3 protein-coding genes are annotated in these 13,342 nt (G+C 66.8%); 2 read left to right on the top strand and 1 reads right to left on the bottom strand.

The window, feature by feature from the left end:
- Positions 1 to 94 precede the first annotated feature (94 nt).
- Positions 95 to 4,921: a LamG-like jellyroll fold domain-containing protein gene (locus IEZ12_RS27170; RefSeq protein WP_189275570.1), complete on the bottom strand. Its 4,827-nt coding sequence runs from the start codon at positions 4,919 to 4,921 to the stop codon at positions 95 to 97.
- 473 nt (positions 4,922 to 5,394) lie between these two features.
- On the opposite strand from IEZ12_RS27170, the gene IEZ12_RS27165 reads away from it, so the two are divergent.
- Both IEZ12_RS27165 and IEZ12_RS27160 read left to right on the top strand, forming a co-directional pair.
- Entirely contained in the window at positions 5,395 to 12,564 is a 7,170-nt protein-coding gene (locus tag IEZ12_RS27165; RefSeq protein WP_189275568.1) for a polymorphic toxin-type HINT domain-containing protein, read from the top strand.
- Entirely contained in the window at positions 12,564 to 12,803 is a 240-nt protein-coding gene (locus IEZ12_RS27160) for a hypothetical protein (RefSeq protein ID WP_189275566.1), read from the top strand. Before IEZ12_RS27165 ends, IEZ12_RS27160 begins: the two co-directional genes overlap by 1 nt.
- Positions 12,804 to 13,342 lie beyond the last annotated feature (539 nt).

The raw sequence follows: 13,342 nt of genomic DNA, 5'->3' as shown, positions 1-13,342 counted from the left end.
GAGCACTGCCCGCATGGACGCCCGTGCCGCCGTGGGGAGTTCCCCTCACGGCGGCACGGTGGTTGCTGCGCGGCCGGCTGAGGCCGGCCCGGGATCAGCTCAGCTGGACGGGTACGGGCTGGGTGCCGGAGTTGAGTACGGCCACGGTGGCAGGGGACAGCGTGGACGACCAGACCTGGACGTCGCTGATGCTGCCGTTGAAGAAGTTGGCGTTCGATCCGTTGTTCTGCCAACGGCCGATCGCCAGCTTGCCGTTGAAGGCGGGGGCACTCTGGTGGGCCCCGGTCCCGGCCAGCACGCCGTTGACGTAGAGGCTCAGCTGGCCGCTTGTGGCGTCGTACACGGCGGTCAGGTGGGTCCAGACGCCCGTCTGCACGGTCGCCGTGCTGTTGACGTCGGCGGTGGTGTCGTACGGCCAGCCGGTGGTGTCACCGGTGGCCATGGCGAACCGCCAGACGCCGTTGTCCGGCCAGAGCATGAAGCCCTGCGTGGTGGTCCCGTCCTGGCCGACGATCACGCCGCCGTTGGCGTTGGCCTTGGCCCAGGCGCTGACGGTGAACGACTTGGTGGTGTCCAGGACCGGTCCGGGGGCGGCGGCGTGGGCGCCGCTCGCGCCGGTGAGCGAGAGCACCGTGCCGCGCTGGGCATCGTTGGCGAAGCCTGCCGAGCCGGCGAGCGTCAGGTTGTTGCCGGTGCGGACGGCATCGGCGGTGTCGGTGAGCTTCCATTCGTCGGTGGGCTGCGGCTGGAGGTAGCCCAGGGCACCGGAGGGGCCGAACTGGGCGACGGCGGCCGTCGCGCCGGTGCGGAGCTGGACGTCGCTGATCAGGCCGGGGAAGTAGTCGGTGCGGTTTCCGTGATAGAGGGCCGATCCGATCGCGACGTTGCCGCCGGCTGCCCAGTTGGTCAGTCCGGTGCCGGTCGAGGCGAGGTTGCCGTTGACGTACAGCTTGACGGTCTTCGCGGTGGCATCGAAGGCACCGGTCAGCTGGACCCAGGTGTTGGGCGCCACGCTCGTTGTGGAGCAGGCCGCGACGCCGCTGCCGTTCGAGGTCGCGGTGTCCGAAGCCTGGGTCTTCAGGCACCACCCGTGCACCCCGGCGTTGTACTGCAGGTAGAAGCCCGCGTTCTGGGTGCCGTCCTGGGAGACGGCGGTGACGTTCTGGTTGGGGACGGTGGACAGGTTCACCCAGGCGGAGACGGTGAAGCTCTGGCTGGTGTTCACACTGGTGGTGGCACTGGAGGCGTAGGCCGTGGTGCCGTTGAGCGAGAGCACCGGGCCGCGGGCGGCATCGGTGCCGATGGCGGCACCGCCGTTCAGGGCGAGGTTGTTGGTGCGGACGGTGTCGGTGGTGTCGGCGAGCTTCCACCGGTCGACGAGCGGGCCGGTGAACAGGCCGGCGCCAGGTCGGCTCATGATGCGGCCGTCGGAGGTGAGCGCGTACAGCTCGGGGTTGCCGTCGCCGTCCACGTCGCCCGGGGTGGAGAGCGTCGGGTAGGTCTTGCTGTTGAGGCCCAGCGGGAGGACCGGCTGGGCGGCCGGCAGGGCGGAACCGGTGGTGGTGGCGGCCCAGTTCTGCTCGGGGTTGTTGGTCAGGCAGTCCCAGATGACCAGTTGGGTGCCGGAGGTGTTCGAAGCGGCCGGGTCGGCGAGGCACCTACCGGAGTTGGGGTTGAGCAGCGCGCCCGGGAACGGGCCGGGGACCCATTGCTGGGCGGCGCTGTTGTTGCAGTTCCAGAGGTTGACGGGGCTGCCGTTGGCTGTGCCGCTGTGGTAGACGTCGAGGCACTTGCCGACCACGTGGACGGTGTTGTCCTGGCCCAGCGTGAAGCTCTGGGCGTCGGACCCGTTGCAGGTCCACATCTGGGCAGGGGTGCCGTCGGCGGTGTTGGCGTTGTTGATGTCCAGGCACATGTTCTTGCCGGTGGAGTCCAGGACGCCGGAGACCAGGGCGGCCCGGGTCGGAGCAGTGATCTTGCTGGTGGGGATGCCGTCGGCGTCGAAGGTGAGCTGGAAGCTGCTGATCGCGCCGGTGGTGTTGTTGCGGACCCAGAGCGTCGGGGTGCCGCCGGTCGAGGTGGCGCCGGCCCCGGTGGCGGTCACCATGGCGCCCACGTTGCCGACACCGACGAGTGTGGTGCCGCTCCAGTCCCCGGTGCCGATCGGGTAGACGCTGTCGAACGGGATCGGGCTGCGGCCGGAGATGTAGTACCAGAGCTTGCCGTTCTCGATGGTGATCAGATCGGGAGACTGCGGGGTGCCGGGGTGGGTGGCTCCGTACACGGCGGTGGACAGCCCGCCCGCCGCTGCCATCTGGCTGAGGGAGGACCAGCTGGCGGGGTAGCCGTTGCAGTCGTTCGCCCCGACCGCGTGGCAGGCCGGGCGGCCGATCGGCCCTATGAGGCTTTGCTGGGTGAAGTGTCCGGGCGTGCCGGGCGGAGTCACGGTCGCGTCGTTCCGGTAGACGTACAGGTTCTTGCCGACCGTGTCGTAGGCGAACAGGTCGTCCTTGTCCTGGGACGTGATGCTGCCGCGGTGGGCGATCAGGAATTTGTCCCAGCCGGTGCCCGCGATGGGGCTCTGCGCGGCGGTGGATGCGGTGACGGGTGTGGTGCTCGGGTCGGTGTTGCCGGGGATCAGCGCCAGGTTGCCGTCCTTGGTGGTGGCCAGCAGGTCGGGCACGCCATCGCCGGTCAGGTCGCCTTCGGTGACTTTGGCGGCCGAGTTCCACGGGGCGTAGAAGCTGTAGGTCGCGGTGGTGGCCCGGGCGTTGCCGGCGTTGTCGATCGCGCGGACGAACAGGGTGTGGGTGCCCCACTGGTTGGAAGGAACGGTGATCGGGATGCTCGCGGTCCCCGTCCCGTTGACGACAGTCGCAGGTACGAACGTCGCGCCGACGGCGGGGATGTTCGCGTCCAGCGAGTACTCGAAGCCCTTGAGACCGCTGCTGATGCAGGCGTTGAGCGTGCATCCGGTCGGCGCCGGGTCGGTGGAGGAGACCTTCACCGCATCGGTGTCACCGGCGTGCTTGGTCGCGGTGGTGCCACTGCCCAGCGGCGGGAAGGCCGTTGACGGAGTAATGGCCGCCGGGGTGGGCGCGGAGAGGTCGACGTTGAAGTAGCAGTACGGGGAGCTCGGACCGTTCAAGGTGCCGTCCTGCGACCAGGCGTTCCAGCCGTACTGGTGGCCGTCGGAGAGGGCGACACCGATCGGGGTGTGCACGGTGGTGCCGGAGGCGACCCAGCTTGGGCTGACCGGCCAGCCGGCGTCGGCCGGGCTGCCGGAGCCGTTGTTGGCCATGTTGTCCCAGACGTGGTAGCGCGCCTGGAGGTTGACACCGGCCATGTCGGTGGAGAGCGCGGCGTCGAGGCTGAGGTTGGAGCTGTTGCCGTTCATCGTGGTCAGCCCGATCCAGCCGGGGCTGCCCGAACCGCACGCCGGCGACGCGGGGTTCTGCGAAGCCGGGGTGGTGCCGGGGTTCTGCGGCGCATTCGGCGGGACGTCGAACTCGGTGGTGAGGGTCGGGTTGGTTGCGAACCGCATGAACCCGTAGTTGGTGGAGCTCTTGTTCTCGTTGCCGAATACGCCGAACGTGAGGTTCGAGTAGTTCTGGTACTGCTTGACGGTCGAGGTCACGTCGAAATCGATGTACTTTATGCCGCAGCCGGCATTGACGTTGGCGCTCTTGACGGTCTTGGTGTCGATCGTCGAGACCTCGCCGGGGCCCGGCCAGACGGTGTTGCGGTCGATCCCACCGGTGAGCTTCAGCGTGACGGGCAGGTCGGCGTTGCAGTCCAGGGCGCCGCCGTGGGTCGAGGCGAACAGCATGGTGGACTTGGAGATCACCATGTTGGGCCGCAGATAGCTGGTGTCGAACTCGAAGAACGACCGGTACAGGCCGAAGCACTTCGAGCTGTACTGCTGGTAGCCGGCGCCTTCCCCGTTCTCCTGGGCCTGGTCGTAGGTCGGCTCCGACGCGCAGCCCTCCTTGACCTGCACATAGTGGTTGGTCAGTCCAGGCACCGGGTTCACGTACGGATCGATGTACATCGGCCACACCGTGTTAGGGCTGTCGAGGACAACGGTGTCCGGACTGAGGGTGAGGCCGGTGGCGTCCTGGTCGACCTTGATCGCGGACAGGTGCGCATAGTGGCCGGGGCCCTTGGCCGTCGAGACCGGGGAGTCCGCCGGGTCGACGGTGAGGCCGCTCGGTGCGGTGGCTGAGTCGCGAGCCGAGTCGGTTGAGGAGTCCCACATCACGGGAGTGGGTGCGGCGAACACAGCAGAGCCGTCCGAGGCAGCGGCTGTGATCGCGCTGTCCGCGTCCACACTGGTCGTCAGACCCTTGGTGGTGGTGGCCAGTCGGAGCTGGCGCAGTGCCGGGTTGGCCGCGGCCGCGGCATCGTGGACGACCAGCACCTCCTTGAAGGCGCCCTCGTCCGTGACCGTCACCTTCAGGTCGACACCAGGCAGCACGTTCGGGTAACTGGCGCCCGTACCCGACACGGTGGGTGTCGGTAGTGCGAACGGCAGGGTCAGTGACAGGCTCTGGCCCTTGGCGTCGGTGAACGTCGCCAGCGGGCCGGTGCCGCCGCCGGACAGTGCCACACCCGACGGGGTGGCCTTCGGCGACCACGTGCCGTCGCCGTTCCTGGCGAGCGAGGCGTCGACCGGGGTCCAGGAGCCGTTCTTCTTCACCCGAGCCGGCCGGATGTTGTCGGTCCGTGTCAGCGTCCCGTCCGGATTGGCCACTGTCAGGCTGGTCTCGGTGGTCAACTCCTCCACCGTCACCGCCTTCCCGGTCGTCTTGGCCTTCGCCCGGGCCACCTGGACCGGCCCGTCCGGCACCGAATCCGGCTGTCCGGTGAGCGGCGCCACGGTGTTGCCCGGAGCCACTGCGAACGGCCGGTCATCGGCCATTGCCTGGCTCGTCGTGCTGGCCAGGACGGCGCAAGCCACCGTCAACAGCGCCACCGCGCTGCGACGGGACCACCCTCCGGGCGGCCTCCCATTACGTGCGTGCACTACAGTCCCCTCGGAATTCCAAAATCTTGGTCAAATGTCGACACGAGTCGAAAGTCGAACATCACCGAGAGGGACCGCCGCAGCGCGGACTGTGTCCGATTCGTGCCACCACTGTGCTTATGGGTGGCACCTGTGTGACGATCCGTCACCTCGCGCCCACCGCTTCCCCCCGGCCATTCGGCAGCGAAGGATATTGCGACACGAACGACCTGGCAATAGCGTTCCGCCGCCAGTCATGTGCCTTTACCTGCGCCAAAGATGATGCAACGTCAGGGCCAAGCCATGTCGGAACAACCAGGAGAGAGCGTTCCATGTCGGATCGGATAAAACGCCCTACTCGGGCGCGCAGTCGACTCAAATATCGCGGAATGACCGTCGCCGCGACACTTACTGCCGCAATGTCCCTTATTGTGCCGATGGCGAGTGCCACCGTCATCAGCCCTTATCGCTCTGACGGAAAGCTCTGGGCGGCCGACCCGCTGCCCGCCATACCCAAGGTCACCGGCCACAACGCCACCGGGAACACAGCACAGCCCAACCACGGCGTCGCCGCCGGGTCGCGCGAGCTGCGCACCCACAAGGTGACGCCCGCCATCTGGCCCAAGGCGTCGACCGCCACGGTGCTGGTCGGCTCTGCCGACCCGTCCGGCGCGGTGAAGCTCGCTGCCCCGACCGGCGTGTCAAAGGCCAAGGCTCCGACCTCCATGAAGGTCGAGACCGCGGACCGGGCGAAGGCTCAGGCCGCGAACGTGGACGGCCTGCTGGTGGGCCTGCAGCCCGTCGAGGGCTCCGGCGGCAGCGTTTCCGTCGCGCTCGACTACGGCTCCATCGCGCAGGCCTACGGCGGCGGTTGGGCTTCGCGGCTGCACCTGGTGCAGCTGCCGGCATGCGCGCTGACCACACCGCAGGAGGCGTCCTGCCGGACGCGGACGCCGTTGGAGACGGTCAACGACCCCGTTACCCACACGCTGACCGCGACCGTCCAACTCCCCACCCCGGAGAGCGGATCGTCCGCGGCTCGGGCCGATGCCGTCGCTTTCGGGGCGGCCGTCGCGGCCGTCGCCGACACCGGCGGCTCGCAGGGCAGCTACACCGCCACCTCGCTGTCGGCGTCCGGAAGCTGGGGATCGACCCAGGGCGCGTTCACCTACAGCTACCCGATCGCAGCGCCCGCGTCGCTGGGCGGTTCGTCCCCGTCGGTGGCGCTGTCGTACAACTCGCAGTCGGTGGACGGCAAGACCTCGGCCCGCAACTCGCAGGCGTCCTGGATCGGCGACGGCTGGGACTACTCGCCGGGCTTCGTCGAGCGCTCCTACCGACCGTGCTCCGGCGACGGCATCACCGACTCCGGTGACGAGTGCTGGGCGGGCTGGAACGCCACCCTCTCGCTGGGTTCGCACTCCGGTGAACTGATTCGCGACAGCGGTGGCATCTACCACCTGCAGAGCGACGACGGCACCAAGATCGAGGACCTGACCGGCGCGTCGAACGGCCTGTGGAACGGCGAGTACTTCAAGGTCACCACGACCGACGGCACCCAGTACTACCTCGGCCTCAACCACGCGCCCGGCACCACGTCCGACGCTCCGACCAACAGTGCCTGGGGCGTGCCGGTCTATCACCCGAACGCGGGCGACCCCTGCTACAGCAGCGGCTCCGGAAAGAACTCGCTCTGCTCGGCCAACCCCGGCTACCGGTTCAACATCGACTTCGTCGTGGACGCCAACGGCAACACGCAGCGCTACGACTGGGCGACCGAGACCAGCTACTACAACCGGGGCTACGGCCAGGTCGCCAGCTCGGGCGGCGGCGGCACCCTGAGCCAGTACACCCGTGGTGGCTACCTCACCCAGATCTCTTACGGCTACAAGCTCGCCGATGCCCAGGCCGGCCGTGACCCGGCAGCGAAGATTGTCTTCGACCCGGCCCAGCGGTGCGTCACCTCCGACAGCGTCTGCCAGTACGGTAACCTGTCCGCGACCACTGCCACCAACTGGCCCGATGTCCCGTACAACCTGAACTGCACGTCGGGAATGGCCACTTCGGGCAGCGGCAGCAACGTCTGCCAGGTCGGTTCGCCGACCTTCTGGTCGACCGTCCGGCTGAAGTCCATCACCACGAAGGTGAAGACGGCCGGCGGTTGGCAGGACGTCGACTCCTACACACTCACCCATCTGTTCTCCGATGCCGGCGGCGTAGTGGACCCGGTGACGGGCAAGACCGTCGACCCGGCCAACGTCGGCCAGCTGCAGTCCGTGATGTGGCTGTCCCAGATCCAGCACACCGGCCTGGACACCTCGGCCGGCAGTAGCGTCAGCGCACCGCTCGATCCGGTGGTCTTCAGCGGAATCGAGATGAACAACCGGGTCGACGGCGGTCCGGCCGCGCCGCCGCTGTGGCGGCCCCGGATCTCCGCGATCCGGACCGAGGCCGGCGCGTCCATCACCGCGAAGTACCGGGACCCGGAGTGCTCGCGGGTCAACGGCACCATGCCGGCCTCGCCGGACAGCAACACCATGGCCTGCTTCCCGGTTTACTGGAACCCGTCCGGCGTGAAAACCCCGGTCTCCGACTGGTTCCACAAGACCCTGGTCGCCGAGATTGGCGACAACGACCTGACCAAGGCCGGCTCGCCCGCCCGCGTCACCAAGTACACCTACCAGGACGGTGCGGCCTGGCACCGCGACGACTCCGACCTGACGGACGACCAGTACCGCACCTGGAACGACTTCCGCGGCTACCGCACCATCGTCACCACGACCGGCACGGCTCCGGACCCGATCACCCAGAGCGTCACATCCTATTTCCAGGGTATGGACGGCGACTACAAGGCGGATGGAAGCAAGCGGTCGGTCTCGCTGACAAATTCCCTCGGCGAGTCGACGACCGACAGCCCGTGGCTGGCTGGGGGCAGCCAGGAGAGCGACGTCTACGATAGGGCCGGTGGCACCGTCGTGGGTAAGTCGCTCAGCCCGGTCATCGGACTGACCGACGTGGTGAGTCGCAGTCGGACCGCATGGACCTCGATGAAGCCGACCGGGACCCTGTCGGCCCTACCCGATCTGACGGCCCGCCGGGCTACGAGGTCCAGTGTCCGCTCCATGGCTCTGAAGGCCGACGGGAGCTGGCGTACCACCAGCACCGAAACCTCCTTCGACAGCCTAGGACGGCCGGAGAAGAGCGACGACAAGGGCGACCTCACGGACCCCTCGCAGGAGGTCTGCACCACCACCTCGTACGCGGCGGCGCCGGCGTCCAATCCGATGATGCTGACCCTGCCGAAGGAGACGGTGATCGTCTCGGGCCCGTGCACCACGGCGCCCGGCAACTCCACCACCCTCGACCATCGGCGCTTCTACTATGACGGCGACGGCAGCCTCACCCAGCTCGGGACTCTCGGCAGCGTCGGAGGTAACGGGTCCACCGTGGGTCTGCTGACCTCTGTACAGAACGTCAGCTCGTACGACGTCTCGGGCAACCCGGTCTTCCAGACCAATGGCGCGACCAAGTACGACAGTTACGGCCGCGTCACCCGAAGCATGGACGCCCTCGGCAACACCGAGTCGACGGTCTACACCCCGGCCGTGACCACTCTGCCGACCGGAGTGACCGCCACCAACCCGCTCGGCTGGACCTCCAGCAGCACCATGGCACCGGCGCGCGGTCTGGTGACACACGCGGTGGACGTCAACAGCAAGATCACCGACGCCACCTACGACGCGCTCGGCCGCCGGACGCAGATCTGGATGCCCGGCCGCGACCGGGCGACCCAGACCCCTGACCGGAAGTTCTCCTACGCGGTCCATGGCACTGGAGACCACCCCGACCCATCGACGGTCACCAGTCAGACCCTGCGCGAGGGCGGGACGTACAACACCAGCGTCGCCATCTACGATGGCTTCCTCGGGCTGCGGCAGACCCAGAGCACCACCGCCAACGATTCGCCCGGCCGCCTGATCGCCTCGACGAAGTACGACTCGCACGGCTGGCAGGTCTCCTCCGTCCCGGCGTGGGCGGATCCGACCACCGCACCAGGCACCACACTCTTCAACGAGAACGAGAACTCTCTCCCCTCCCAGACCGTCACCAGGTACGACGGCCTGGGCCGGCCGACCGCCCGCGTCCTGTACAAGAAGGCGCAGCAGCTCTGGCAGTCCACCACCTCCTACCCGGGCGTGGACCGCATCGACAGCACCCCGCCGCCCGGAAAGAGCCCCACCACCGTCATCACCGACGCCCGTGGCCGGACCGTCTCCAGCACCGTCCATGGCGGAACCGGCATCGGGGACGCAACCAGCACCTATGGCTACCGCCCCTCCGGCGAGGTCACATCCCTCACCGACGCCGTTGGCAATACCTGGACAACCAGCTACGACCTGCTGGGTCGGCTGTACTCCAAGACCGACCCGGGCAGCGGCACCTCCACCATCACTTACGACACCTCGGGCCGCGTCGCGACCACCACGGACGCGCGCCAGCAGACCATCTCCAACAAGTACGACACTCTCGGGCGCCTGATCGGCACCTTCGACGGTGCGAGCACCACCGATCCGACCAAGCAGCTGACCGGGTATGTCTACGACACCCTGCAGAAGGGCTACCCGACCTCCAGCACCCGCTACATCGGCGGCTCCGGCACCGGAGGCAGTGCCTACATCCAGGAAGTCACCGGCTACAACACCGCTTACCAGTCAGCCGGATCGAAGGTCACCATCCCGGCGGCGGAAGGCAAGCTCGCCGGCATCTACAGCCTGGGCGCCAGGTACACCCCCGACGTCGGCCGACTCGACTACACCGACTTCGGAGCGGACGGCACCCTGCCTGCCGAGTCCGTCAACTACGCGTACGACCTCCAGAACGAGCTGATCATGTCGGGCTCCGGACGGTTCACCCACTACCTGAGCTCCGCCAACTACAGTCCACTTGGCCAGATCCTGCAGTCCACCTACGGCGACGCGGGCAAGCAGTACCGCACCGCGCAGACCTACGACGACGCCACCGGCCGCCTGATGACCAACCGGGTCAGCATCGAGACCGGCACCAACGCGCTCTCCGACACCACCTACGGCTACGACCAGACCGGCAACCTCACCACCGTCTCCGAACTCCAGTCCACCGGTGCCAGCACGCCCGTCGCCGACACCCAGTGCTTCGGCTACGACGGCCTGGACCGGCTGACCACCGCCTGGACCGACACCGCAGGAATCACCACGCCGACGACCGGTCAACTAGCCAAGTGCAACACGGCATCCCCGGCCCCAGCCACCATCGGCGGCCCCGCCCCGTACTGGCAGACCTGGCAGTACAACCTGCTCGGTGACCGCACCAAGCAGGTCCAGCACGACGTCACCGGCAACATCGCCAAGGACATCACCCAGACCAGCGTCTACCCCGGCAACGGCACCGCCAAGGCCAACCAGCCAAACGCGGTGACCACCGTCACCACGACCGGCCCGACCGGCACCACCACGCTGACCCCGCACTACGACGCGGCCGGCAACACCAAGGACCGGGTGACGACCGGCACACCCGGTGGCACCCAGACCTTCACGTACGACGCCGAAGGCCGGACCAAGACCGTCAACCAGAACACCAGCTACCTGTACGACGCCGACGGCAGCCTGCTGATCCAGCGCAACACTGCCAACGCCGTCCTCTACCTGTTCGGCGGCGCCGAACAGCTCACCCTGGACAACAACACTAAGACCGTCAGCGGCCTGCGGTACTACCGCAACCCCGACGGCACCACCATCGTCCGCTCCAGCAACGGCACCGTCACCTACCAGCCCGCCAACCACCAGGGCACCGCCCAACTCCAGGTCGACGCCAACACTTTGGGCGTCACCCGCCGCTCCTACGACCCCTACGGCAACCCGCGCGGCACCCAACCGACAAACTGGGCCGACAACCACGGCTACCTCGGCAAGCCCGCCGATCCCACCACCGGCCTCAACTTGCTGGGAGCCCGCAACTACGACCCCGCCCTCGGCCGATTCCTCACGGTCGACCCCGTCCTCGAAGTCGGCGACCCCAACCAGATGGGCGGTTACACCTACGCCGGCGACAACCCCAGCACCCACAGTGACCCATCCGGTCTCAGCATCCTCTACGGCAATGAAGGCCAGAGTTCGGTCAACAAGCCCGTCTGTGGCATCACGGTTGACTGCTCCTCCGAAAATGAGGGCGGATACCGTGACATGCTCGCTGGGTTCGTCACGAAGATCATAATCTTCACCAAGCCCCCCCTTGCGCCATATTCCGAAGATGATCTCGACCGGATCTGGGGGAGGGCTGGAACAAATACGAAGTCGCGAAAATACGAGGGTGGCGGCCTAGTGGCCGACCTGGTGACAAGCCCGATCGCCGGTCCGGAAGGCGAAGTCGCGGCACTGGCGAAGGGATTTTTCGGCCGATTTCTCACAAAGATAAAATCGCTCGTCGGGAAGGGCGAGGAGGCAGCCCAGAGTGCAGCCAAGGCCACTGCCGCGAAGAACCTGGCAAAGTCTCAGGGAGAAAAGAAATCCGTCGAGATCGGTGCTCGTGAAGAGGGCAGTGCGGTCAAACCGGACCCCGCATCCCCTGAAGCACCGTCAACTCCCAAGGGCGAACCCGCTGAGCCGACCCACGCTTCTGGAAAGCCCAGCGAATCCGCTCACTCCACGGGAGGGGGAGAAGGCGGGTGTAGCTTCTCGCCCGACACCCAGGTCCTTATGGGCAACGGCACCACCAAACCCATCGCCGACCTCACCGCCGGCGACCAGGTAGAGGCCGCGGACCCGGACACCGGCGCCGACCAGGGCGCACGTACCGTAACCGCCACTTGGATCAACCACGACGAGGACCTCGTTGACGTCACCGTCCAGACCGGCGACGGATCCGACGACACGATCCACACCACTTCCAAGCACCCGTTCTGGGACGCCACCACCAACACCTGGGTTTCCGCAGGCGCGCTCGAACCCGGCCACGGCCTGGTCACCCGTGCGGGCTCACACCTTCGCGTCATTACGGTCACCGTCACCCCCGGAACCGCAGACAGGTACAACCTCACCGTCACCGAACTCCACACGTACTATGTGGAGATTGGGGGCACGCCGGTCCTCGTCCACAACTGTGGTGTTGAAAACAAGGCCGGTGCAATCGCAGAATGGGTACCCGAGGCTGGTGATCTGCGGTTGACGCCGCCGGCCAGAGGGATGTCTCCGGCTGCGTACCGCTACCAATCCGGTGCGGCAGGCGCCAGAAGTGATCCTCAGACCGGCAGGAGCCTTGCCCCGATGTTGCGAATGCCTGGAGCCGATGGTATCGATGTGACGGCGAAGTTTGACGGTGCCTTCGGCAATGAGATGATTGACAGAAAACTTTCGCTTCCGAGTTTTGCCGATAAGAAACTCCAGGCCCAGCGGCAGGCGGGAACGGCGGCCTATCACGGACTAACGGCAGTATATGAATTTCCCACCCAGGCAGCTGCCGACGATGCCAGAAGACTGCTGGACAGCTGGGGTGTTACGACTATCGTCACAAGGCAGGCAAATTAGTGATTGAAACCCACCTTGCAAGGGCAGTGCTCTCTGCGATTATGCTGCTCGACCATTCATCGGACGATGAGATCGATCGAGATGTTGCTTCTCAAGGGCTTGAGAACATCGCATCGGACCTGAACTCGATGAACGAAGCAGAGCGTCAGGAGTTCAGGCGCGTACTCGGCCGCATTGTCGAGGAGGAGCCCGACTATGGGCCGTACATCGATGAGTTGCCCAAGCTATTGGGATGGTGAGATCGGATCGGCTGATTTTGAGAGGCCAGCGCCCTCGGCAGTGAGTCGGGAGCTTCTCGCTCCGGTTCTTCAGTGACAAGAAACCTCGGTCGGGCCGCCCCCAGCTTCGGGGCGGCCCGTCCTGCCTTAATCTCGATCTTGAATGACGGTTCGTCAGCTTGGCTGCTGTATTGCGATTCTCGTAGACCCGCGCAGCTCGCCCTAAGGGCTCGCCACCTCGTTCGGCGTGTCGGCATAGCGTGCACAGCAGGGCGTGAAGCACGCAGCGGCTGCTCGGCGACGACCTCGCAGGACGACACGCCGCTCGGGAGATCACGGCACGTAGTCGGCGAGTAGGCGGTTCTGATCCACCGTCGGATGCCCTGCAGCAGGCGACCCTGCAGGCTGGAGTCTCGGGAGGCATCACCGGTGTGCAGTGAGTGGCGGCTGGAGCACTGATACTCGGCGTGGCCACGGCTGTTGCTGGGCCCCGCCAGCCCACATGAACCATGCGAGTAGCTCTTGCGGTCCAACTCGGTTTTCTGTAGAGCAAGTTGACT

The sequence above is a fragment of the Kitasatospora griseola genome (assembly GCF_014648555.1).
GTDB lineage: Bacteria > Actinomycetota > Actinomycetes > Streptomycetales > Streptomycetaceae > Kitasatospora > Kitasatospora griseola.
Note: the sequence above shows the minus strand (reverse complement) of the source record. Positions and strands in the feature narration are given on the sequence as shown.